The sequence below is a fragment of the Bradyrhizobium sp. HKCCYLRH3059 genome (genome assembly GCF_051168035.1).
Classification (GTDB): domain Bacteria; phylum Pseudomonadota; class Alphaproteobacteria; order Rhizobiales; family Xanthobacteraceae; genus Bradyrhizobium.
The window spans coordinates 250,012-271,104 of the sequence record NZ_JBNPUF010000008.1 but is presented as its reverse complement, the minus strand read 5'-3'; the positions used below and the strand labels follow the sequence as shown (position 1 = coordinate 271,104).

The following is a 21,093-nucleotide window of genomic DNA, read 5'->3' as shown; positions in this document are numbered from 1 at the left end:
CGAGACAGCTCATGACGTCCTCCCCTGGTCCTGCATCTTCACGCCCAATAGTTCGGCGAACCGATCCACCCCTCGGCGAGCGCAGTCGCGTCGGGGCGGCGGCCGTCGCCATAGTGCGCCAGCACTTGCCGTCGTCGCAGCAATGCCCGGCTCAAGGCTGCATCGAAAATGTCGCCGAGCTCTTCGTCATAGTCATCGAGGGCGCCGCTGCGGCCGGACAGCATGTCTGCCGCGGCGTGCCCGGCGAGTGCCCCCGATTGCACGGCGGAGGCGATGCCGGCGCCGGTCACGGGGTTGGTCAGGCCTGCCGCATCGCCGGCCAGCAACACCTGGGTTGCGCCGAGCCGGCCTGTCGAACCCACCCTGCCGCCCACGGGTATCGCCCCGCCCGTCAACGCGAACGGGCGCGTTCCGATGCGGCGCGATGCCGACAGCGAGGCGAAGAGCGCGGCGAGCATCGGTTTCAGTCGCCGCCGGTCCTCTATCATGATGCCGACGCCGATATTGGCCACGGCGCCCTTGGGAAACAGCCAGCCATAGCCGCCGCGGTAGTCGGCGCTCAGGAAGATATCCGTGGCATCGTGCGGCACGATCAGCGGCGCGGTCAGTTGCCTCGTATCGACAAGCGCGCGATTGGTCTGGCCGATGGCCGCGCCGACCCGCGAGCGAGGGCCGTCGCAGCCGATGAGGACGCGCGGTTTCAGGGCAAGACCATCGGACGTATGAACTGTGCCGTCGATATCGATGGCAACCACGGAGGTGCCGTATCGGCACGCGGTTCCCGCATTCGCCGCCTCATCAGCGAGCATTCGATCGAAGGCGGCGCGATCGATCATCCAGCCGCGGAAGTCCGGCGTTTCCTCGCAATCCGTCGCTTCGGTGAAGGTCAGCATGCGCGTGATCTTCTGTTCGGCGACGGCCGTGATGTTCGGAATGTCCCGCTCGATCATGGCGGGCACGAACTCGGCACATTGGACCGGGCGACCCGCCTCGAGCCGGCGATCGACGGCGACGACGCGGTAGCCGGCTTTCGCGGCAATCGCAGCCGCACGGCTCCCGGCCGGTCCTAGTCCGACGACGACGATATCCGCTGCCTCGGCGTTCATCGTGCACCTCAGGCTGCGCAAGCCCGCCGTCCGGCGAGGCCGTCAAGCGCGATCGAGCAGCAGGCATGCTCCTGCTCGACCGGCCGGCCGATGGCGCGGGCGAGAGCTACGATGCCGTCCGCGGGATAGGCGATACCGTCAAATCCCGCCATGACGGCGTATGCGTCGGTCATCAGCTTATGGCGGCCCGCGGGGCGGATACAGCCAAGTTGAACCGGCGCGTGATTGATCCGTTGCCGCGCGGCGACCAGCACCTTCGCCACGTCGTCGGTGGATATCGTGGCGAAGGGCCGATCCGGCGGCGCATAGATCGGGGTCACCACCACCAGGATCAAGGCGGCAACCGGGTGGCGCGAAACGATGTCCAGCGCGGTTGCTTCGCCGAGTAGCCGGCCATAGTGCAGACCGATGACGATGTGTGGCACGACCTGCATCTTGGTGCCTGAGAGCGCGGCGAGCGTCGCCTCGAAATCCGCGACAGGACGGTCGAGGTGATAGACTTCGCGGATCGTCTGCTCCGAGCCGATCACGTCGAGCATCGCGACGTCGACCCCGGCGGCCTCCATGGATCTGGCGCGCCGTTCGTCGAGCAACGCGGAATGGACGGCGATGCGCAGATGGGGAAAGTCGCGCTTGAGCCTTTCGATGGTCGGATAGAAGCGATCGTACGGAACCTCGTTGCGCCGGTTGGATCCGCCTGAGAGCAGGAACCCGCGCAGATCCTTGAGCAGAATGAGATCGCGCACCTTGCGGTCGAGTTCGTCCGGTGTCGTTGCCGCGATCATCGGTTCGAGGATCTTCGCCTGACAGTGATCGCAATTCAGCGCACAGGCGCCGCCGGTGATGGAAAAGGCGGGAAAACTCGCCTTGCCGCAGCCCTTGAGTTCCTCGCTGGCATAGGCGCGGAACGTCGGCGTGTAGAACCGCATCGGTCCGAGTGCGCGCTCACGGGCTGCCGCCTCGAGTGCATCGACGAGCCCATGATCAAAACGCAGGTCGTCGAGCGGTTCGATCTCCTGCAGCTTCTCATACCACGCCATTGCGTTCCTCGCTTTTCATATGCGAAAAAACATATATATTGTAGGTCCGCCGTCGGCTTCGGCCGTCATTGATGCCTCATCAGTTGTCGCGGTTCGCCATGAAGACACTCTGCGTCTTGCAGCATTTTGAGGCGGACTATCTCGGCTTGATGGAAGACCAGTTCGAAGGCCGCAACGTCGGCTTTCGCTATTGCCGGCCGTTTACGGCCGGAGGATCGATACCTGCGACGGCCGGGGATTTTGACGGCCTCGTTGTTCTTGGCGCCGGACCGCTCGGAGTCGTCAGCGGCAACCTGCTTCCGAGCCTTGGGCCCGAGTTGCGGTTGGTACAGGATTTCCTGGCGCGCGACCTGCCCGTCATCGGCATCGGAGCTGGCAGCTGCATAGTTGCAACCGCGTGCGGCGGCGGCACTCAGGAAGCTCCGCTCCGCTTCGTTGTGGAGACGGCCCGACGGGTCGATCCCGCGGCGCTCGGCGGTCATCTGCCGCAATCCTTTCCCGTCGCGATCTACATGCGCGATCGCCCGGTGCTGCCGGCCGATGCCCGTGTTCTCGCGATCGACGCTGCGGGGGAGCCGGCGGTGTTTCAGCTTCGTGATAACTGCTTCGGGTTCCTCGGCCATCCCGGAATCAAGTCGGCCATGATCGAGGATCTGATCATGGAATCCGAAGAATGTCCTGATCGCACGGCGGAAACGCTCGCCGACCTGCGCGTGGTGCAGCGCGAGATCGCTACGGCGCTCGGACCGCTGATGATTGGTTTGATCGAGTCGACGCATTTGATGCGGCCGCTCCCGTAGGACCGTTCTCCCGAGCAACGAATTATTTTCTTCAGCCTATAGATGTCATTCAAAAAATGGAATATGTTTTGTGCGTTCGTCCGACGGATTGGATGAATTCGATGTGAGCTTGTTGTTCACCCAGGACTTCGGTTCTTGGGCATGTTGATCTTCATCAACTCCAAGGTGATGCGCCTCAAGATAAACTTATTGTGCACGCTCGTGTGTCGATGTGCGTTGCGCACGCTCAATAGCAGATGATCGGGAGGACATCGTAAGAATGGCCAAAAAGCTCATCATCATCATGGTCAATACCGATCCTCGCAACGGCGAGGAACTGGGCGCGCCGTTCTTCCAGGCCACCGTTGCCGCGGCGATGGACTACGAGGTGGAGGTCGTCTGTACCGCGACGTCGGGGCAGCTCATGAAAAAGGGCGTGGCAGAGAAGCTCGTGGTCAAGCCCGGGTCTCCGAAAACCGTCTATGACTTCATCAAGGACGCGCACGGAGCGGGAGTGAAGTTCTATTGCTGCTCTCCGAACCTCGATCTGTTCGACATGACCGAGCAGGACCTGATCCCTGAATGCGAGGGTATCGTCGGGGGTGCAAAGGTCATCGAAGAGGTGATGGAAAACGATAATGCCAAGGTGCTGACCTACTGAGGAGAGCCGCCAGATGACGAGCGGAGCTTCAATGGAGCTGACCTCTATCGGCGACCCGGTCTCCGAGGCGCCGGTCGTTCCCTACGAGAAGCTGGAAGAGGTGTTCGACGACATTCGCTCGCACGTCCTCTACGATCATGAGCTGCATGGCTGTCTCAATTGCGGCATCTGCACCGCGACCTGTCCCTCGGCGCACTACTACGATTATTCACCCCGCGAGATCGTCCAGCTGCTGTGGACCGAAAATCTCGAAGGCATCTACGACGCGATGCAGGAGAAGATCTGGTCCTGCGCGCAGTGCTACACCTGTGCGGCCCGCTGTCCGTTCGAAAATTCGCCGGGCGGGCTCGTCATGATCATGCGTGAGGTCGCGATCAAGCACGGCATGCAGTCGGCGAAGGATGTACTGCGACCGTTCTCGCGGGTGCTTCTGAAGGTCATTTCCACGGGAAACCAGCTCGCGCCGAACATGATCACGCGCGATGCGTTTCCCGACTGGGGCCCGAACGTCGCCAAGGTCGACGCCCCGCTCAATATCCTGCGCAAGGCCATTCCGGTCCCGACCATGCACACCATGGACACGGCCTGGGAGGTCAACCTGAAGACGTCCGTCGAACTCTACACCATTTGGGAGGCGACCGGCGTGCTCGATCAGCTCGAGACGATCGACGAGAATTTGTTCGATGTCGTCAGTGACGTGATGGATGAGAAGCGCGAGGAGTACAACGAGTGGCTAGAAGAGCATCAGGAAGAATAGGCCGCTGAGATGACCACAACAGACGGCGAGATCAATCGCTGCGGTGGACGACGGAGGAAACGATGGACGAAAAGCGCAGTGACAGTCAGTCGGCTTACGCCGGCTTTGGCGCGGAGTGGCGCCCTTCCAATCTGACGCCGGGCGAGGCGCAGACAGCGACGGCCTGGGTGGAAACCCGGATCGACCGTCGCTCGATGCTGACCAACAAGGAGCGTGTCCACGACATCCGCGACGCGATGTGGGAGTTGGAGAAGGACGGCGAAATCGTCGTCCATCGGATCGACGAGCGCCACGAGCCGGTGGTGGCGCGCACGCTGTACGGCTGGGACAAGCGCATTCCCACCACCAACCTCTGGCAGCACAAGTCCTGCGGACAGTGCGGCAATATCCCCGGCTATCCGTCGAGCGTGATGTGGCTGATGAACCAGCTCGGCGTGCGCTATCTCGACGAGACCGATCAAACCTCTTGCACCGCCTGGAATTATCACGGCTCCGGGGTCGGCAATGTCGTCAGTCTGGCCGCCGTCTTCCTGCGCAACTTCCACCAGGCATACATGTCGGCCAAGGCGCAGGGGCTGCCGGTCGGAACCTACTTCCCGCTGGTCCACTGTGGCACGTCGTTCGGCAATTACAAGGAGATGCGCATCTTCTTGATGCATTCGGCTGAACTGCGCGAGCAGGTGAAGAAGATTCTCGGCAAGCTGGGCCGCCTGGTCGACGGCAAGCTGCTGATCCCCGAGGAGATCGTGCACTATTCCGAATGGCTGCACGTCATGCGTCACCGCATCCGGGAGCGGCAGGTCATAGACGTGAGCAGCCTTCGCGCCACCGTTCATCCGGCTTGTCACGTCTACAAGATGGTTCCGGAAGACGTGATCTATGACGACACCGTCATGGATGGCAATCGCGTCGCGGTATCGACCGGCCTGATGCAGGCGCTGGGTGCACAGGTGATCGACTACTCCACTTGGTACGACTGCTGCGGCTTCGGTTTTCGTCATATCATTGGCGAGCGTGAGTTCACCCGCTCCTTCGCCATCGACCGCAAGATCAGGGTCGCGGTCGAGGAGGCGCGGGCGGACGTCATGATCGGCCACGATACGGGTTGCATCACCACGCTCGACAAGAACCAGTGGATCGGCAAAGCCGTCGACAAGGTCTACGCGCTGCCAGTCATGGCCGATTGCCAGTTCGCGGCGCTCGCCCTCGGTGCGCATCCATACAAGCTCGCGCAGCTTCATTGGCACGCCTCGCCGTTCGAGGGGATGCTCGAGAAGCTCGGCATCGACTGGCAGAAAGCCAAAGCCGAATTCGAGGCCTACCTCGATGAAGTGAAGGCCGGCCGCATCGAGACGCTCTACGACCCCAAACGCGCGATTACGTCGGGCCCAGGCTATGTCAAGCCGACGGCGACCTTGTCAGGAGCCGCATCATGACCTGTCCCGTTCTCATCGTTGGCGGTGGGCCGTCGGGGCTTTCCGCCGCACATGCGCTGGCCGCGGCCGGCCAGCGCGTCGTTCTCGTCGAGAAGGCGGAGCAGCTCGGCGGCGCGCCGATCCAGTCGGGCTATGCCAAGCTGGTGCCGTCCGGCGAATGGGCCAAGGACGCCATCGGTGGCATGGTGCGCCGGGTCGAAACCGACAGCCGTATCGAGATCCGAAGGCGCGTCACGGTGAAGGGCTTCTCGGGCAGCCCAGGCGACTTTCGCGTGACGCTGTCGGATGGCACGGTGCTGGAGGCGGGGGCGGCGATCCTGTGCACCGGCTTCACGCATTTCGATTCCGTCAACAAGCCGGAATGGGGTTTCGGTACCTACCCTGATGTGGTCACGACGACCCAGGTCGAGCAGATGCTCTCCTCCGGCAGGGGCGTGCGCCGTCCGTCCGACGGACGCGAGCCGGAGCGGGTCGCGATCCTGCTATGCGTCGGCTCGCGCGACCGCCAGATCGGTCGCGAGTGGTGCTCGAAGATCTGCTGCACGGTCTCCGCCAACATTGCCATGGAGATCCGCGAGGCGGTGCCACGGTGCAACGTGTATATCTACTACATGGATATCCGCACCTTCGGCCTCTACGAAGATCTCTACTACTGGGAAAGCCAGGAGAAGCATCGGGTCAAATACATCAAGGCGCGGATCGCCGAAGTGACATCGGACGGCAGGCGGCTGATCGTGAAGGGCGAGGACACGCTGGTGAAGCGGCCGATCTCGATTCCGTTCGACATGGTGGTGCACGCCATCGGCATGGATCCCAATGTTGACAACATGACGTTGTCGGCGGTGTTCGACGTCAAACTGCAGAAGCACGGCCATATCCAGAAGGCATCGGTCTATTCCAACACATCGGCGACCTCGCGGCCCGGCGTCTTCGTCGCCGGCGCGGCGACCGGGCCCGAGACCATCGACGATTCCATCGCACAGGGCCAGTCGGCAGCGATGGCCGCGCTGACCCTGGTCCGCGGCGCCATGATGGAAGCGGCCGAGTGATGTGGCCGATCACCAGCCATAGAGGCAAGGCGGTGGCCGAGCCGACGCGGCCGGTGCTTGATCTGTCCGGCCCCAGGCTGCGGCGGGCGTTCGAGAACCTCGTGGAATCCGCCGACGACGCCGGTGGCGTCGAGCGTTATGTCGGAGCGCTCGCGCTCAAGGCCTCGCTGTTCGAGGAGGTGCTGGGCAAGGGGCGGGTCAGCGAGCTGACGGAGGCCGAATTCTGCGACCTCGCCACGTTCATCACGCCGGTGCGCCGGCGTGTGGGTGCGTGGCTCGGCCGCAACGGATTCGCGGCGATGCGCAGCAGGCTCGAGGTCCTGCTGTGCGGATGGTCCGATCTCGGCACCACCGACCAGCGCGTCGCCGCGTTCGTCACGAGCTTTCCAGCCGATCGCGAGCACCGCTGGTCGCGCGATCTTGCCGCCGAGCTCCTTCATTTCACCGCGCCCGACCGCTATCCGCTGATGACGCGCTGGATGTGGGACGCCAGGGTCAATACCGGCGTGTTGCGCGAGATATGGTACGACGAGGATGCCGAGGCCGGTACGATCGCCGTCGGCGACGGCCTCGCCACTTTCACGATGCTACGCGAGGAGCTCGAAGGATTCCTGCAGGCGAACGGTGTCTTCCGCGATCTGGCCTTCTACGTCGATCTGCTCTGCGCCCACACCTATGCAAACTATATCAACGACAAGGGCGGCCAGTTCCTGCACGCGGACTTCTGCGGCGGCTTCAAAGCAGACGCGATGGCGCATACTCGGCGTCTCCTGGGACTCGATGCGGTCGATACCGAGTCGGGGCGCACCCGCCTGAAGCTGATCGATGGCAGGGCCTATGTGCTCGGGCAGCCTCGCCTGCTGAGCGAATGAGGGAACATCCATGCCGATTCACGAAAAATCGCTGATCCGGCCCGAGAATCTCGTCACGCATGAGCACCTGGAAATCGATGGCGTCGATGTCTCCGGGCACTGGAGCACGTTCATCACCTCGCGCGCCATCACCGACTACAACGAGCAGATGCAGGAGGAGATCGCGGCGCTCCCGGGGGGCGAGTTCATCCACCGCTGCTGGCAATGCGGCTCATGCACCAACGCCTGCACGATCAACGCCGTGAATCCCGACTTCAACCCGCGCTATTGGATCTACCTGATCCGCATGGGCTTCGAAAGCGAGCTGCTGCGTGACAAGGACATCATCTGGCAGTGCGTCTCCTGCAACAAGTGCACCTATGCCTGTCCGCGCGACGTCAGTCCCGAAGGCGTGATGAAGGCCACGGCACATTGGCTGGAGCTGAAGGGCTATACGGAGAAGAAGCCGTCCACCGCGTTCGATGAGGTCTTCTCCGAGCAGGTCTTCGCCACCGGCAAGATCGAGGAAGGCCGCGTGTTGCGCCGGTTCTTCGCGCGGACCGGGCAGTCCCTGTCGCAGGGCTGGCTTGTCGAACTGATACGCAGTCTCGCCAGCCGATTGCCGGTCGGCCTCCTGGTGAAGTTGGGACTTGCCAGCGTGATCCGTCCCCGCACGCGCGGATGGCGGGGCGCCAGCCTCGCGATCGACGAGTATGTCCGTGAGTGCGAAGCAGCTGCCCGCAAGGCGCTTCGGCTGGACGTTCAGGGAGCTGAGTGATGAGCGACAAACACAAGCAGGTCGCCTACTATCCGGGCTGCGCGCTCGAAGGCACCGGGCACGCCTACAACCGCTCGACCAAGGAGGTCGGCAAGGCACTCGGCCTCGACCTGGTCGAGCTCAAGAACTGGAACTGCTGCGGGGCCATGGAGGTCAAGAACATCGATCCCAAGCTGCAGACCTATCTGTCGGCCCGCAACCTCTCGATCGCCGATGCGATGGGGTTCGATACCGTGATGGCGCCGTGCAATGGCTGCTATCACAATCTCAAGAAGGCCGAATACGACCTCGCCAAGGATCCCGCGTCGCGCGAGGTGACGGACCGACTGTCGCGCAAGGCCGGCCACGCGACCTACGAAGCGGGCAAGGTCACGACCATTCACGCGCTCGACTGGATCAAGGAATCGGTCGGCGAACAAGGCCTCAAGGCACGCGTGAAGAACTCGCTCAACGGCTTGAAGGTCGCCAACTACTATGGTTGCATGTACACGCGGCCGCGTCACATCTTTCCTGAAAAGGACAAGGGGCCCGGCTCGGAATCGACCTCCAAGCCCCATTTCATGGACGACCTGCTGGCCGCGGCGGGGGCCGAAAATGTCGAGTACCCCCTCAAGACGGCATGCTGTGGCGGCGCTCACACGTTGTCCGACAGTGACACCTCGACCAAGCTCGTTCTCAACCTGCTCACGACGGCCGAGGCCTGCGGCGCGGACGTGATCGCCACCGAATGCCCGACCTGCCACACCGGGCTCGAAATGCATCAGGTGCGCGCCGAAAAGGTCTTCGGCCGCAAGACGAGCGTCAAGATCCTGTACTTCACCCAGCTCCTCGGCATGGCGCTCGGGCTGTCGGCGCGCAGGGTCGGCGTGCAGGAGAACTTCTCGGATTCGACCGGTCTGTTGCGTGCGCGGGGGCTCGGCTGATGGCGGATATCGGTATCACGAGCCTCGACAACGTCGTGATGCGGCTCGACGGCATGTTGGCCGCGTCCGATGCTGCACTCTCGGCGGCCGCCGCGCCACTTGCCGAGGAGTTGCTGCAGCTCGGCGAAACGATTCTCGAAACATGGCTCGCTGCGCACGGCGAGATCGCGACCGATCGCAAGGTCGAGACGTTTCGCCTGCTGGCGCTGCATCGGCAGGGTGCGCGCGGCGATGCAAGCTTCAACGCCTGCCGCGAAACATGCCGCGAGCTCGTCTATCACTATAATCTGGTGCGCCTCGAGCCAGGCCACGCGGAGGTCGCCCGGCGGCTGCGGCTGGGCGCCATGGTCGCGCGGCACCTTTTGCTGTTCATCGGAGGCAAGCTGGAGGTGGCCGGGCTCGGCGACTTCTGCTGCGCGTCCCGGCCGCTACGTCAACTCGATGCATCGATGCAGACCAACGAAACTGTTTGAGACAAGGAGAAGACGATGCCCATCGTCCGCGGCTGCAACCTTCCCGACGACCTCCTCTACGACGTCGAAAACAACATCTGGTATCGCGAGAACGCCGACGGCACCGTGACGCTCGGGATGACCGCTGTGGCAGCGGCCATGGCCGGTCAGCTTGTCGCCTTCACACCAAAGAAGGCCGGCCGGTCGGTCGATGCGGGCAAGTCCTGCGCCACGATCGAATCCGGCAAGTGGGTCGGCCCGGCAAAGGTCGCCTTCAATGCGGAGATCGTCGAGGTCAACGATGCAATGAGCGCAGCGCCCAAGCTCGCCAACACCGACCCATATGGCGAGGGATGGATGGTCAAGGTGCGCCCGAAGGACTGGGCTGCTGCCAAGGCCGGCCTCGTGCCGGGCACGGCGGCCGCCGCCCCTTATGAAGCGAAGATGGCTGCCGAGAATTTCGCTGGCTGCGCGTAAGGAAGTGGATAGGCCGTGACTGAGACCGTCGCAATCAGGACATCGATGATAAGTCGCGGCCTCGCGGCCTTCATGTCGCTGCCGACCTATTTCCCGGGCGTGCTGGCCAGCTTGATCATCGCGATCGCGGCAACCTTCCTGTCCGAGCACTATGGCGGGCCGGTCATGCTGTTCGCCTTGCTGCTTGGGATGGCCTTCTATTTCCTGTCGCAGGAGGGGCGCTGCGTCGCCGGCATCGAACTCGCCTCGAAGCGCATCCTGCGCGTCGCCGTCGGCCTGCTCGGGGCGCAGATCACGATTGCCGAGATCATGAAGCTTGGTCCGACGCCCGTGATCACGGTCGTCGGCGCGGTGATCCTGACCATCCTGTTCGGCGCGCTGGCCTCCCGTGCCATGGGTTTGAGCCGGCGGTTCGGAATCCTCACCTCCGGGGCTGTGGCGATTTGCGGAGCGTCGGCGGCGCTCGCGATCTCGTCGGTGTTGCCCAAGGGGGAGCAGCACGAACGCGACACGGTCTTTACCGTGATCGGCGTGACCGCGCTCAGCACGATCGCGATGATCGTCTATCCGCTGGTGATCGCAGGATTCCATCTCGATCACGCTGCAGTCGGCATGTTTCTTGGCGGCACCATTCACGACGTTGCGCAAGTGGTTGGCGCCGGCTTCAGCGTGTCGGAGGAGACCGGAAACGTCGCGACCTTCACCAAGCTGCTCCGGGTTGCCATGCTGCTGCCTGTCGTGGTGATGCTGTCCTACGTGTTCCGCGCCCATCACGTCGGTAAGGCCGGGCGACAATTGCCGGGGTTCCTGGTGGTGTTCGCCGTTCTGGTGATGCTCAACAGCGCCGGCGTCATTCCCGCATTCCTGCTTGCCCTCATCAAGGACGTTTCAAGGTGGTGCCTGGTGACGGCGATCGCAGCGCTCGGGATGAAGACGTCGCTCAAGGCGATGGCCGATGTCGGCGGCCGGGCGATCGCGCTGATCGTCGCCGAGACGTTGTTCCTCGCAGTCCTCGTGCTGATGGTCGTGCGTTGGAAAGCAGGAATCCAATGATGCGCGCGGTTGCGCCTGCGAGAGACCAAACGGAGAGATGCAATGGCCGATGATAACAATACCAAGCGCATGTCGATGATTGTCACCAAGGGCACGCTGGATTGGGCCTATCCGCCCTTTATCCTGGCCACGACAGCGGCGGCCATGGGCCTCGAAGTGACCATGTTCTTCACCTTCTACGGCTTGACGCTGCTCAAGAAGAATCTCGACCTGAAGATTTCGACGCTCGGCAATCCGGCCATGGAGATGCCGATGTTTGGAATGCACATCGGCATGCCGAATCTCGTATCGGCCATCCCCGGCGTCGACGCGGCGGCGACGACAATGATGAAGAACCTGATCAAGAAAAAGGGGGTCGCATCGATAGAGGAGTTGCGCACAATGGCCATCGAAGCCGAAGTCAAGATGATCGCCTGCCAGATGACCATGGATCTATTCGAGTACACTAAGGACGACATGATCGAGGGGCCGGTGCTCGGCGGCGCTGCGACCTACATCGAGACGGCGACCAAGAGCGACATCAACCTGTTCATTTGAATGTATCACGAAGCCAGCACCAGAAATTACGGAGAGACAGGATGGCTGACCAGGTTCTCGATGCCAAGGGACTGAACTGCCCGCTGCCGATCTTGCGCGCGAAGAAGGCACTCAAGGACGTGCCGATCGGTGGGACGCTTCAAGTGCTCGCCACCGATCCCGGCGCTGTGAAGGACTTCGAGGCGTTTTGTCGCACGACCGGAAATGATCTCTTGGAATCCAAGTCGGAAGGCAAGCAGTTCGAATTCCTGATCAGGCGAACGTCCTGACGCTACGCAATCTCTGCCACGCCGGAGTGCCTTTCGGTTTGACCGAGAGCGGAACCGCAACCAACGGAGGGGGACCGGTGCAGTCTGCGCGCTCCGCCGCCGGCGTTTCGCCGCCGTTTGCCCACGCTGCAAGGCGTACGACTGTGAAACGTCACCCTTGCGTCTTCGCTGGGGCGTCCTCGATCAGATGGTCCGCAATGATCTCCACAAGGCTCGCGAGCCCGCCTTCCCACTTCCAGTGGGCCTTGCTCTCGTCCATGGTCAGCCGGCAGTTCGAGCATGCCGAGACCATCGTCTTTGCACCGGTCTTCTCGACCTGATCCATTTTGATCTTGAATACCTTGTGGCGAAGATCGGCAGCGCGCGCGATCGCCTGCACGCCGCCCCCGCCACCGCAGCACCAGTTGAGATTTCCGGTCGGGGTCATCTCGCGGAAGTCCTTCGCGAAATCCTGCAGGAGGAATCGCGCATCTTCGGTCGCGCCGCCACGACGGGAGATCTGACAGGGATCGTGATAGGTGATCGACTCCTCGATCGGCTTCAGCCTCAGCCTGCCGTCCCGCTTGAGTTGCGCCATGAATTCCGAAATGTGCACGACTGCGAAGGGCAGGGGGCGGCCGAGAATGTTGGCGCCCGACCAGCGCAGCGCACCGAACGCGTGGCCGCACTCCGGAATCACCACCGTCTTGGCTCCCACCGCCTCGGCGGCCTCGGTGATCCGCTGAACCATGATCCTGGCGACGTCCGCCTTGCCGGCCAGATAGCCAAAATTCGTGGCTTCATAGCCCTTCGTGCTCAGCGTCCAGTCAACGCCCGCGTGGTTGAGCAGCTTGGCCATGGCCACCACGGAATCGGGGTATTTCATCGTCTCGACGGACGAGAGCGTCAGCAGAATGTCGGCCTTGTCCTTGTCGAGCGCGATGGGCACGTCGTGCTCATCTTCGAGCCATTCGATACGATCGCGCAGCTTTTCGGCCGTCACGCCCAGCGGGCTTCCATGATCGCGCGAATTGTCGGCGGCCTGCAGAAGGTCTTTCGGTCCAAGTCCCGCCTTGACGAAGGCCTGCCGTGCGCCGCCCACGATGGAAGCGATGTCGATCCCCATCGGACAGATCGTGGTGCAGCGACCGCACATGGTGCAGGTATCGAACAGCAGTTCCTCCCATTCCCTGAGGTCCTCTTCCGTGACGCGGGGGGCGAAGAGCGAGAGCGGGAATTTCTGCCGGCGATAGGCCTTGGCAATCGGAAACAGCTTGTAGGCGGGCGTGTGCCGCGGATCTCCGGAGGCCTGATAGAAGTGGCAGGCTTCGGCACAGTTCCCGCAATGGACGCAGGCCTCGAGATAGCTGACCAGATGTCCCTCGGTTCGCGCCAGGAACGTTCTGCTGGCTGCTTCGACGTCGATTTCGCCGCCCATCGCCTTACCTCACCCGCAATTGTATCAGCTCTTCGCCTTCCGGATCGATCACATGCACCGCGCACGCAATGCACGGATCGAAGCTGTGTATCGTGCGCTGGATCTCGAGCGGCTGCCGAGGATCGTGGAGGGTGTGGCGATCCATCAATGCCGCTTCGTAAGGTCCGGGCTGGCCCTTGGAATCGCGCGGTCCCGCGTTCCAGGTCGAGGGCACCACGGCCTGATAATTATCGATGCGCTTGTTCTTGATCACCACCCAATGCGCCAGCGCCCCACGCGGCGCTTCCATGAAGCCGACACCCTTGGCTTCGGCGGGCCAGGTTGAGGGATCCCACTTGTTCGAATTGTGAACGTTCAGATCACCCGCGCGGATGTTGGAAAGAAGACGGTCGTACCAGGTCGACATCTGGTCGACGACGATCTTGCTTTCCAGGGCGCGCGCCGCAGTGCGTCCCATGGTCGAGAACATCGCCGTCAGCGGCAGCTCGAGCTTGCCCAGCGCGTAACCGGCCAGTTCGCGCGTCGGCTCGTGACCTTTGGCATGGAGCATCAGCACGCGCGCGAGCGGGCCGACCTCCATGACATGGCCCTTCCAGCGAGGCGCCTTCAGCCAGGAATAGCTCGCACCGACATCGAGCTGCTCGAAGGGAGGCTTGGGACCGGTGTAATGCAGATTGGTCTCGCCCTCGTAGGGATGCAGGCCTTTGTCCTTGCCGGTTGCATAGTCGTACCAGGAATGGGAGACGAACTCCTGGATTTCCTCCGAATTGTTCATGTCGACGGGATGGATCGTGGTCAGGTCGCGATTGAGGATGGCGCCCGCCGGGATCAGCCAACTGGCCGGGTCGTCCATGCCCTTTTCGGGAAAGTCGCCGTAGGTCAGGAAGTTGCCCACGCCTTCGCCGCGCGCGAACCAGTCCTTGTAGAAGGATGCGATGGCCAGCGTGTCCGGCAGATAGACCTGCTCGACAAAATCCTTCATTCGGCCGATCACGGTCTTCACCGTCTGCAGACCGTCGATGCCGATGGCGGTGCCGCCGGTGTTCAGGCTGATCGCCGACGGGGCGCCGCCGACCAGGAAATTCGGATGCGGATTCTTGCCGCCGAAGACGGTATGGAGCTGCACCACCTCGCGCTGCCAGGCGAGCGCTTCCAAATAGTGCGCGACCGCCATCAGGTTTGCTTCGGCCGGCAGCTTGAATCCGGGATGTCCCCAGAATCCACCTGCAAAGATGCCGAGCTGGCCGCCTTCGACGAAGGCTTTCAGTCTCTTCTGCGTGTCTGCGAAATAGCCCGGACTCGACTTCGGAAAGCTCGAGATCGATTGCGCCAGTTGCGACGTCGCCGCCGGATCGGCCTTCAACGCCGACACCACGTCGACCCAGTCGAGCGCGTGCAGATGATAGAAGTGCATGACATGGTCGTGCACATATTGTGCGGCAATCATCAGGTTGCGGATGAGTTGCGCGTTCGGCGGAATGGCGTATCCCAGCGCATTCTCCACGGCACGGACGCTGGCGATGCCGTGGACCAGCGTACACACGCCGCATATGCGCTGCGCGAAAGCCCAGGCCTCGCGCGGATCGCGTCCTTTGAGGATCAGTTCGATGCCGCGCACCATCGTGCCGGAACTGTACGCACCGGTGATGGCGCCCTGGGGATCTGTTTCCGCCTCGATCCGCAGGTGCCCTTCGATGCGCGTGATGGGATCGACCACGATGCGCTGGTTCATATCTCAACTCCCCGGCGGCTGTAGAAGATCCCGGTCTCGCTTCTGGTCAGGAAGACGAGGAAGGCATGCATGAGCTTTCCGAACGGGAACCAGATCAGGAACAGGCACACGGTCAGGATGTGCACGGACAGGAGCGTTTCATACGGCGCCCATAGGTGGCTCACCGCGATCAGCCCTGTCACGACCGGAAGGAACGTCACCAGCCAGCTGAAGTAGTCGTCAAGCGTCGAAAGCAGTCTCAGGACCGGATTCGTCATCCGCCGCGCCAGCGCAGCCAGCAGCGACGCCAGCGTGAGCACCGACGCGGCCGAGATCACGCCGGTGGGCAAATTCGGCCATGAAAAGCCGAACAATCCGCGCAGGAATAGAATGTGCTGCGCCAGTCCGAACACGACGATGGCAAGGCCGACGTGAAAGACATAGCCGTTCACCGTGCTGAACAGCGACGCGCGCAGATAGGTGTTCGCGGGCCATAGGTGACGCACGAAGCCCCGGAACGCGCCAACCACGGCGTGCGGTGCACCGGCTCGCTTCGCCGATCTGTCGTTGGTCCAGGGCAGGAGCAACAGTGACGCGAGCCGCCACACCACGCCGCCCACGAATATCGCGATTGCAATCTCGATCGCGGGCCCGCGCACGAAATCCAGCAGGCTCATGGCTGGGTCTCCCTCTCCGCTCGTTGTTTGCGTCGGCGCGCCAGCCATGCGCTGGCAATCCCGACCGCCGCGCCCGCAGCCGCGGCGCCGCCGATGATCTCCGGATCATTCAACGTGTTTGAGGAAAGCGGCTGGTAGAAGCTGCCGCGATCCCAGAAATTCGGTTCGGAACACCCCAGACAGCCGTGCCCCGACTGGATCGGGAAGGAGACGCCACCATTCCATTTTACGGTCGCGCACGCATTGTAAGTCACGGGCCCCTTGCAACCGACTTCATAGAGGCACCAGCCCTTGCGTGCTCCCTCGTCGTCGAACTGCTTGGCGAACTGCCCCTTGTCGTAGAACGGTCGGCGATAGCAGCGGTCATGAATCGTATCGCCGAAAAACGCTTTCGGCCTGCCCTTGTCGTCGAGCTCGGGAAGCTTGTTGAACGTCACGAAGTACGCAATCGTGCCAGCGATGGCTTCCGGAATGGGTGGGCAACCGGAGACATTGATCACCGGTTTGTCGGTGATGATGTCGCTGACAGGAACTGCGCCGGTGGGGTTGGGATTTGCGTGCGGAATGCCGCCAAAGGCCGCGCAGGTCCCGACGGAGATCACCGCGGCTGCATCTGCGGCCGTCTCCTTCAGCACCTCGAGGTTGGTCTTGCCGGCGTTGGTGGAGTAGACCCCGCCATCTTTCGTCGAAACGGAGCCGTCGACCACGACGACATATTTGCCCTTGTTCTCCTGCATGGCAGCGAGGCGGGCCGCTTCCGCGGCAGCACCCGACACCGCCATGAGCGTTTCGTGATAGTCGAGCGAGATGAGATTGAAGATCATGTCCTCGATGGTTGGACCGAAAGAACGTGTCAGCGATTCCGTACAGCCCGTGCATTCCTGAAACGAGAGCCAGATCACGGATTGGCGCCGCGTATTCGCCAACGCCTCCGCCATGCCCCTCGCGGCCATCGGGGGCAACGCCAGAAGGCTGGCAAGATAGGCGGTATATTTCAGCAGGGCGCGGCGGGAGACGCCCCGGTGCGTCAAGAGCTCGCCGATCGTCTGGGTTTCATGCATCTTCGGCATCCTCTGAAGAGACGCGGTCGATCAGATCTTCAGACAGTTTGTTGCTGGCCGCAGCGATGTCGGCCGCATGGCTTGTCAGGATCTCCGGCGACGCCGTGATTTCGATGCGTTCGGCGGCGAGTTTGTCTCCGGCGCCCAAATGGCGAACCCACCACACGCCGGCATAGCGCGTCTCCCAGATTTCGCTGATGCCGGCTGCGGTCAAAACGGCCTCCAGGTCACCATGGCCCAACCGCTCCTCCAATTCGCTGCGGTCCGCAACCGTGAGAGGCAGGCTGCACAGATCGATCGCCGCGCAAGCGCCGGTTTTGGCAAGCGCATCGAGGTGATGGGCGATCTCGCGGAGCAGGCTGTCGATCATCCCGGTGCGGAACCCCGCTGCGGCATCCGCTTCAACTGTCATGGTGCCACCTGCTGAGTAGCGCTCTGATCTGCTGACATGCGGTGGGAATGGCCGCGCCAACCGCGGGCGTCAGCGACAGGCCCCATTGCGTGGATTCAGGTTGAACCGCGACGAGCGCCCGACGCGCCGGCTCGCAGCCGGTCAGCCGCGCCGCCGACATCAGGTCGGCAAGCGCGACCTCATGAGCCGTCCGCTTCTTTCCCGTCAGCTGCCGGTCCATCTCCGGACCTTGAAAGATTCTTACGGTGCCGGGCTTCGCGCCCAATTCCACGGCGTCGACGGCGATGAGCGAGCCGAAATCTTCGATCTCCGAAAACAGGGACAGCCCGAGCGTCCCGCCATCCCGCAGAGCAACACGATCCGGTAGCTCGCCCGCACATTCCAGTGCATCGAGGGCCCGAACGACGTGCACACCGATGCCGTCATCGCTCAGCAGGATGTTGCCGATTCCGAGCACCAGCGTGTAGGTCGCCGCGACATGCGTTCGCATAGGAGAACTCCTGCGAGATCAGGCGCCTCATATTCTATGCAGCGAATATGATGCCCTTATCTTGATCCACGTCAAATCGAGTTCATCGATCGGGCTATGATTTAGCATCCAAGTAATTGCGTGGAACCGACATGTGCCTTGGCATCCCGATGCGGGTCGTGGAGTGTGACGGAGTCATGGCGCGATGCGAGGCCAAAGGCATCGAGCGCATGGTGAGTCTGTTTTTGCTACAGCATGAAACGATCGGTCCCGGCGATCACGTCGTGGTTCATGTCGGTTACGCCATCCGGAAGATGTCTGAAGCCGAAGCGGCGAGTGCATGGGATCTTCTCGACGAACTGCTTGCGGCGGAAGACGCGATGCGCGGCAATGCATGAACGCGCCGTGCGGGCCGCCTGCGTCAGCCGGACTAACGTACGGGCACGCCGTCAGCGATCGAAGTCGCGCTGCTCGATCGGGCGTTCCTGCCGCGCGCATGGTCGCTCCGAAGCACGACGACGTGCATTTGCATGCCACGACGGCATGGACTCCGCGGACCCTTGGCCTCGATCGTCGCGGCGCGGTTCAGGGCATCCGCTTCGGGCTGGCTTTCTGCGAGGCCTCCGGCAAGCGGCTGGTGCGCTGATCAGGTAATGACGAAGCATCGATCGATTTCAGAAGCAGACAGCCAGGCCGGCCATCTTGAACGACTTTGTTCTCCAGGGTGGCTTCGCGAGCGTATGCCCTCAAGCCGAGATCATCGGAAAAGTTGGAGCTGCTCTTACCGAAACGCCGCAACGAATCGCCACGAATCGGGTGAAACGAGCGTGCGCTTGCTACCCTGGCCCAGCGTAGCCGGATTCGACGAGGTGTTTTCCAGATGACAGCGCGATCTCCACGCGAGGCGCCGCTTGCGCGACGAACCGGAACAGCATGGCGGCACGCCAATGTCGGCCGGCTGCTCAACAATGCGGTGCGCCGGTTCGAATCCCGGGTCCTCCAATTGATGGCCGAGAGCGGTCATGGCGGGACGCGGATCGCCCATGTCAGCCTCACCCGCAATCTCGATGTCGAGGGCACCCGGCTGACCGAGCTCGCGCGGCGGGCCTCGATGAGCAAGCAGGCGATGGGCGAGCTGGTCGATCAATGCGTCGAGCTGGGTCTGGTGTCGCGCGAGGCCGATCCGAGCGACCGGCGCGCGCGCCTGGTCCGCTTCACGGCGGCCGGACTGAAATGGCTGGAGGCGTTCGGCGATGCCGTCGATGTGGCCGAAGCCGAGATGCGCAAGGAGCTCGGCAAGGCCGTGATGGACGCGATCCTGCAAGGACTGTCGGCCTACGGCGCCCGCTTCGATACGCTCGACGACACCAGATAGTCAGGTTGCTTGACTAATTTGCCGGGCGCGCTAGCATTCCTCCGTTGCGAGGAGAAGCGCCGTGATCGAACGTCTGAGCGCCTCGGTGCTGATCGTGGGCGGCGGTCCGTGCGGGCTGATGCTGGCCAACGAGCTTGGCCGCCGCGGCGTGTCCGCAATCCTGGTCGACGAGAAGCCGGGAACGGCCTTCAACCCGCAGGCCAACGCGACGCAGGCGCGGACGATGGAGCATTTCCGCCGGCTCGGCTTCGCCGACGAGGTCCGGCGCGCCGGCCTGCCCGCGGACTACCCGACCGACGTCGCCTATTTCACGCGCTACACGGCGCATGAGCTGGCACGTTTTCAATTGCCGTCCGCTGCACGCGCGACGGAACTGGTGAAGGGTCTGTCCGGCTCGTGGAGCGCAGCAGAGCTGCCGCACCGGGTGTCGCAGAAATTCGTCGAGGCGATCCTGCGTAGGCACGCGGCGCAGCTTGCGGGCATTCAGTTGCGCTACGGTCATCGGTTGATCGGCTACGTCGCGGATAACGGCGGCATTGCCGCCGACATCGAGCGTGTCAGCGACGGCGCGCGCTGCGAGGTCGCGGCCGATTTCCTGATCGGCGCCGACGGTCCGCGCTCCCCGGTGCGACAATCGCTCGGGATCTCCTACGGCGGAACGACGGGAATCCGGCGCGATTTCATGGGCGGCCGCATGCTCGCGGTCTATCTCCGCTCGCCGGAGTTCTACGCCAGTGTCCCGCATGCGAGGGCCTGGATGTATGTCTGCTTCAATCGAGACCGCCGCGCCTTCATGGCCGCAGTGAACGGACGCGACGAGTTTGCCTTCCACACCCAGCTGCGGCCCGGCGAGGACGAAAGCGCGATCACTGCCGATGATGCTAGGACAGCGTTCCAGCGCGCCTGCGGTGCGCCCATTCCCTGCGAGGTGCTTTCGCACCTCACCTGGACCGCGGGTCATGCGCTGGTCGCCGAGCGCCTGCAGCGCGGCCGGGTCTTCCTTGGCGGCGATGCGGCGCATCTGTTCACGCCGACCGGCGGACTCGGCTACAACACCGCGATCGAGGACGCGGTCAATCTGGGCTGGAAGCTCGCGAGCGTCGTCAAGGGAACGAGCCCCGTCTCGCTGCTCGACAGCTACGAGGCCGAGCGCCGTCCGGTGGCGCTGCGCAACACCGGCTACGCGCGCGGCTTTGCGGATTCGCTCGGCCTGTTTGCCGCGGTGCCCGAGATCGAGGACGCGACCGCGGCCGGCGACGAGGCACGGCGCATCGCCAGCGCCTATCTCGATCAGCATGCGCGCGCCGAGTTCAACATCCCCGGCGTCACCTTCGGCGGCCGCTATGATGGCTCACCGATCATCGTCCCCGATGGCACCCGGCCGCCGCCGGATGCGGCCAACGCCTACGTGCCGAGCGCCTGTCCCGGCGGCCGCGCGCCGCACGCCTGGCTGGAGCAAGGTATCTCGCTGTACGACCGCTTCGGCTTCGAATGGACGCTGCTGCGGTGTGAGGGCAGCGGCCTCGATGAGGATCAACTACGTGAGGCCATGGGGCCGCTGCGTGCCGACGTCGAGATCGTCACCTTGCCGCGGGCCCTGCGCGATCTCTACGAGGCCGACCTCGCGTTGATCCGTCCCGATCAGATCGTGGCCTGGCGCGGGAGCGCGGCGCAGGCCGGCCTGCTTCGACGCGTGCTGGCTCGGGCGCTCGGAGGGGATGCAGGTCCTCACTGAGCGCTGCCTGGCGCGGGTCCGATACCGAGAAGTCATCGACGTCGTGCTGCAGGGGCGGTTGTGCCGCA

General features: G+C 63.2%; 24 protein-coding genes and 1 pseudogene. 17 read left to right on the top strand and 8 right to left on the bottom strand.

Annotated elements, in window-relative coordinates; translation table 11 throughout:
- Window positions 1-38 precede the first annotated feature (38 nt).
- Entirely contained in the window at window positions 39-1,106 is a 1,068-nt protein-coding gene (locus ACQR13_RS25360) for a geranylgeranyl reductase family protein (RefSeq protein WP_434863353.1), read from the bottom strand.
- An 8-nt stretch (window positions 1,107-1,114) separates the two neighbouring features.
- Complete coding sequence (locus ACQR13_RS25355) at window positions 1,115-2,146, bottom strand: radical SAM protein (protein ID WP_316164206.1); 1,032 nt, start codon at window positions 2,144-2,146, stop codon at window positions 1,115-1,117.
- A gap of 98 nt (window positions 2,147-2,244) precedes the next feature.
- Between ACQR13_RS25355 and ACQR13_RS25350 the strand changes: the two genes are divergently transcribed.
- From ACQR13_RS25350 to ACQR13_RS25290, 13 genes are all read left to right on the top strand, one after another.
- Window positions 2,245-2,946, top strand: coding sequence for a hypothetical protein (locus ACQR13_RS25350; protein WP_316172180.1), 702 nt, complete (start codon window positions 2,245-2,247; stop codon window positions 2,944-2,946).
- Window positions 2,947-3,205: 259 nt separating this feature from the next.
- Window positions 3,206-3,586, top strand: a complete 381-nt coding sequence (locus tag ACQR13_RS25345) for a DsrE/DsrF/DrsH-like family protein (protein WP_315752123.1) — start codon at window positions 3,206-3,208, stop codon at window positions 3,584-3,586.
- Window positions 3,587-3,617: 31 nt separating this feature from the next.
- Window positions 3,618-4,343, top strand: a complete 726-nt coding sequence (locus ACQR13_RS25340) for a 4Fe-4S dicluster domain-containing protein (RefSeq protein ID WP_315752122.1) — start codon at window positions 3,618-3,620, stop codon at window positions 4,341-4,343.
- A 62-nt stretch (window positions 4,344-4,405) separates the two neighbouring features.
- On the top strand, window positions 4,406-5,779 hold the full coding sequence (locus ACQR13_RS25335; protein WP_315752121.1) for a heterodisulfide reductase-related iron-sulfur binding cluster: 1,374 nt from the start codon (window positions 4,406-4,408) through the stop codon (window positions 5,777-5,779).
- Window positions 5,776-6,828 carry an FAD-dependent oxidoreductase gene (locus ACQR13_RS25330; RefSeq protein ID WP_434863352.1) on the top strand — a complete coding sequence of 351 codons (1,053 nt, stop codon included), beginning with the start codon at window positions 5,776-5,778 and terminating at the stop codon, window positions 6,826-6,828. The genes ACQR13_RS25335 and ACQR13_RS25330 overlap by 4 nt, the downstream gene beginning before the upstream one ends.
- Complete coding sequence (locus tag ACQR13_RS25325) at window positions 6,825-7,700, top strand: hypothetical protein (protein WP_315752119.1); 876 nt, start codon at window positions 6,825-6,827, stop codon at window positions 7,698-7,700. The genes ACQR13_RS25330 and ACQR13_RS25325 overlap by 4 nt, the downstream gene beginning before the upstream one ends.
- A gap of 10 nt (window positions 7,701-7,710) precedes the next feature.
- Window positions 7,711-8,457 carry a 4Fe-4S dicluster domain-containing protein gene (locus ACQR13_RS25320; protein WP_315752118.1) on the top strand — a complete coding sequence of 249 codons (747 nt, stop codon included), beginning with the start codon at window positions 7,711-7,713 and terminating at the stop codon, window positions 8,455-8,457.
- Entirely contained in the window at window positions 8,457-9,380 is a 924-nt protein-coding gene (locus ACQR13_RS25315; protein WP_315715456.1) for a CoB--CoM heterodisulfide reductase iron-sulfur subunit B family protein, read from the top strand. The genes ACQR13_RS25320 and ACQR13_RS25315 overlap by 1 nt, the downstream gene beginning before the upstream one ends.
- Window positions 9,381-9,415: 35 nt before the next feature.
- Window positions 9,416-9,853 (top strand): hypothetical protein, encoded by a 438-nt coding sequence (locus ACQR13_RS25310; RefSeq protein ID WP_434863351.1) that lies wholly within the window; start codon window positions 9,416-9,418, stop codon window positions 9,851-9,853.
- Between the two features lie 15 nt (window positions 9,854-9,868).
- Window positions 9,869-10,309 (top strand): glycine cleavage system protein H, encoded by a 441-nt coding sequence (locus ACQR13_RS25305; protein WP_315715458.1) that lies wholly within the window; start codon window positions 9,869-9,871, stop codon window positions 10,307-10,309.
- A gap of 45 nt (window positions 10,310-10,354) precedes the next feature.
- Entirely contained in the window at window positions 10,355-11,362 is a 1,008-nt protein-coding gene (locus ACQR13_RS25300; RefSeq protein WP_316164816.1) for a YeiH family protein, read from the top strand.
- A 42-nt stretch (window positions 11,363-11,404) separates the two neighbouring features.
- Complete coding sequence (gene dsrE2 / locus ACQR13_RS25295) at window positions 11,405-11,899, top strand: sulfur carrier protein DsrE2 (protein WP_315715461.1); 495 nt, start codon at window positions 11,405-11,407, stop codon at window positions 11,897-11,899.
- Between the two features lie 41 nt (window positions 11,900-11,940).
- The gene (locus tag ACQR13_RS25290) at window positions 11,941-12,168 is read left to right on the top strand and encodes a sulfurtransferase TusA family protein (RefSeq protein ID WP_315715462.1); all 228 of its coding nucleotides are present in this window, start codon (window positions 11,941-11,943) and stop codon (window positions 12,166-12,168) included.
- Window positions 12,169-12,319: 151 nt separating this feature from the next.
- Here the strand turns inward: ACQR13_RS25290 and ACQR13_RS25285 are convergent, their stop codons facing one another.
- The 6 genes from ACQR13_RS25285 to ACQR13_RS25260 are packed head-to-tail and all read right to left on the bottom strand — an operon-like array spanning window position 12,320 to window position 17,936.
- Window positions 12,320-13,585 carry a (Fe-S)-binding protein gene (locus ACQR13_RS25285; RefSeq protein ID WP_434863350.1) on the bottom strand — a complete coding sequence of 422 codons (1,266 nt, stop codon included), beginning with the start codon at window positions 13,583-13,585 and terminating at the stop codon, window positions 12,320-12,322.
- 4 nt (window positions 13,586-13,589) lie between these two features.
- A complete protein-coding gene (locus ACQR13_RS25280) occupies window positions 13,590-15,317 on the bottom strand; it encodes a nickel-dependent hydrogenase large subunit (RefSeq protein WP_434863349.1) in 1,728 nt (575 codons plus the stop codon).
- Window positions 15,314-15,973 (bottom strand): hypothetical protein, encoded by a 660-nt coding sequence (locus ACQR13_RS25275; protein WP_434863348.1) that lies wholly within the window; start codon window positions 15,971-15,973, stop codon window positions 15,314-15,316. Before ACQR13_RS25275 ends, ACQR13_RS25280 begins: the two co-directional genes overlap by 4 nt.
- Window positions 15,970-17,034 carry a hydrogenase small subunit gene (locus ACQR13_RS25270; protein WP_434863347.1) on the bottom strand — a complete coding sequence of 355 codons (1,065 nt, stop codon included), beginning with the start codon at window positions 17,032-17,034 and terminating at the stop codon, window positions 15,970-15,972. Before ACQR13_RS25270 ends, ACQR13_RS25275 begins: the two co-directional genes overlap by 4 nt.
- Window positions 17,027-17,446, bottom strand: a complete 420-nt coding sequence (locus tag ACQR13_RS25265; protein ID WP_434863346.1) for a hydrogenase expression/formation C-terminal domain-containing protein — start codon at window positions 17,444-17,446, stop codon at window positions 17,027-17,029. The genes ACQR13_RS25270 and ACQR13_RS25265 overlap by 8 nt, the downstream gene beginning before the upstream one ends.
- A complete protein-coding gene (locus tag ACQR13_RS25260) occupies window positions 17,436-17,936 on the bottom strand; it encodes a HyaD/HybD family hydrogenase maturation endopeptidase (RefSeq protein WP_434863345.1) in 501 nt (166 codons plus the stop codon). The genes ACQR13_RS25265 and ACQR13_RS25260 overlap by 11 nt, the downstream gene beginning before the upstream one ends.
- Window positions 17,937-18,067: 131 nt before the next feature.
- Between ACQR13_RS25260 and ACQR13_RS25255 the strand changes: the two genes are divergently transcribed.
- The 4 genes and pseudogenes from ACQR13_RS25255 to ACQR13_RS25240 all read left to right on the top strand — a co-directional run bounded on the left by ACQR13_RS25255 (window position 18,068) and on the right by ACQR13_RS25240 (window position 21,025).
- On the top strand, window positions 18,068-18,313 hold the full coding sequence (locus tag ACQR13_RS25255; RefSeq protein WP_434863344.1) for a HypC/HybG/HupF family hydrogenase formation chaperone: 246 nt from the start codon (window positions 18,068-18,070) through the stop codon (window positions 18,311-18,313).
- Between the two features lie 179 nt (window positions 18,314-18,492).
- Window positions 18,493-18,558: pseudogene (locus ACQR13_RS25250) on the top strand (adenosine-specific kinase); the annotation flags it as partial.
- A gap of 237 nt (window positions 18,559-18,795) precedes the next feature.
- Complete coding sequence (locus ACQR13_RS25245) at window positions 18,796-19,290, top strand: MarR family winged helix-turn-helix transcriptional regulator (protein ID WP_434863343.1); 495 nt, start codon at window positions 18,796-18,798, stop codon at window positions 19,288-19,290.
- A gap of 61 nt (window positions 19,291-19,351) precedes the next feature.
- Entirely contained in the window at window positions 19,352-21,025 is a 1,674-nt protein-coding gene (locus tag ACQR13_RS25240; RefSeq protein ID WP_434863342.1) for an FAD-dependent oxidoreductase, read from the top strand.
- Window positions 21,026-21,093 lie beyond the last annotated feature (68 nt).

Bases quoted from the DNA above. Each gene is read 5' to 3' on its own strand.
- ACQR13_RS25280 (WP_434863349.1), bottom strand. From the start codon at position 15,317: ATGAACCAGCGCATCGTGGTCGATCCCATCACGCGCATCGAAGGGCAC.
- ACQR13_RS25330 (WP_434863352.1), top strand. From the start codon at position 5,776: ATGACCTGTCCCGTTCTCATCGTTGGCGGTGGGCCGTCGGGGCTTTCC.
- ACQR13_RS25245 (WP_434863343.1), top strand. From the start codon at position 18,796: ATGACAGCGCGATCTCCACGCGAGGCGCCGCTTGCGCGACGAACCGGA.
- ACQR13_RS25335 (WP_315752121.1), top strand. From the start codon at position 4,406: ATGGACGAAAAGCGCAGTGACAGTCAGTCGGCTTACGCCGGCTTTGGC.
- ACQR13_RS25350 (WP_316172180.1), top strand. From the start codon at position 2,245: ATGAAGACACTCTGCGTCTTGCAGCATTTTGAGGCGGACTATCTCGGC.
- ACQR13_RS25275 (WP_434863348.1), bottom strand. From the start codon at position 15,973: ATGAGCCTGCTGGATTTCGTGCGCGGGCCCGCGATCGAGATTGCAATC.
- ACQR13_RS25360 (WP_434863353.1), bottom strand. From the start codon at position 1,106: ATGAACGCCGAGGCAGCGGATATCGTCGTCGTCGGACTAGGACCGGCC.
- ACQR13_RS25300 (WP_316164816.1), top strand. From the start codon at position 10,355: ATGATAAGTCGCGGCCTCGCGGCCTTCATGTCGCTGCCGACCTATTTC.
- ACQR13_RS25265 (WP_434863346.1), bottom strand. From the start codon at position 17,446: ATGACAGTTGAAGCGGATGCCGCAGCGGGGTTCCGCACCGGGATGATC.
- ACQR13_RS25285 (WP_434863350.1), bottom strand. From the start codon at position 13,585: ATGGGCGGCGAAATCGACGTCGAAGCAGCCAGCAGAACGTTCCTGGCG.
- ACQR13_RS25315 (WP_315715456.1), top strand. From the start codon at position 8,457: ATGAGCGACAAACACAAGCAGGTCGCCTACTATCCGGGCTGCGCGCTC.
- ACQR13_RS25345 (WP_315752123.1), top strand. From the start codon at position 3,206: ATGGCCAAAAAGCTCATCATCATCATGGTCAATACCGATCCTCGCAAC.
- ACQR13_RS25320 (WP_315752118.1), top strand. From the start codon at position 7,711: ATGCCGATTCACGAAAAATCGCTGATCCGGCCCGAGAATCTCGTCACG.
- ACQR13_RS25255 (WP_434863344.1), top strand. From the start codon at position 18,068: ATGTGCCTTGGCATCCCGATGCGGGTCGTGGAGTGTGACGGAGTCATG.
- ACQR13_RS25305 (WP_315715458.1), top strand. From the start codon at position 9,869: ATGCCCATCGTCCGCGGCTGCAACCTTCCCGACGACCTCCTCTACGAC.
- ACQR13_RS25355 (WP_316164206.1), bottom strand. From the start codon at position 2,146: ATGGCGTGGTATGAGAAGCTGCAGGAGATCGAACCGCTCGACGACCTG.
- dsrE2 (WP_315715461.1), top strand. From the start codon at position 11,405: ATGGCCGATGATAACAATACCAAGCGCATGTCGATGATTGTCACCAAG.
- ACQR13_RS25290 (WP_315715462.1), top strand. From the start codon at position 11,941: ATGGCTGACCAGGTTCTCGATGCCAAGGGACTGAACTGCCCGCTGCCG.
- ACQR13_RS25340 (WP_315752122.1), top strand. From the start codon at position 3,618: ATGGAGCTGACCTCTATCGGCGACCCGGTCTCCGAGGCGCCGGTCGTT.
- ACQR13_RS25260 (WP_434863345.1), bottom strand. From the start codon at position 17,936: ATGCGAACGCATGTCGCGGCGACCTACACGCTGGTGCTCGGAATCGGC.
- ACQR13_RS25270 (WP_434863347.1), bottom strand. From the start codon at position 17,034: ATGCATGAAACCCAGACGATCGGCGAGCTCTTGACGCACCGGGGCGTC.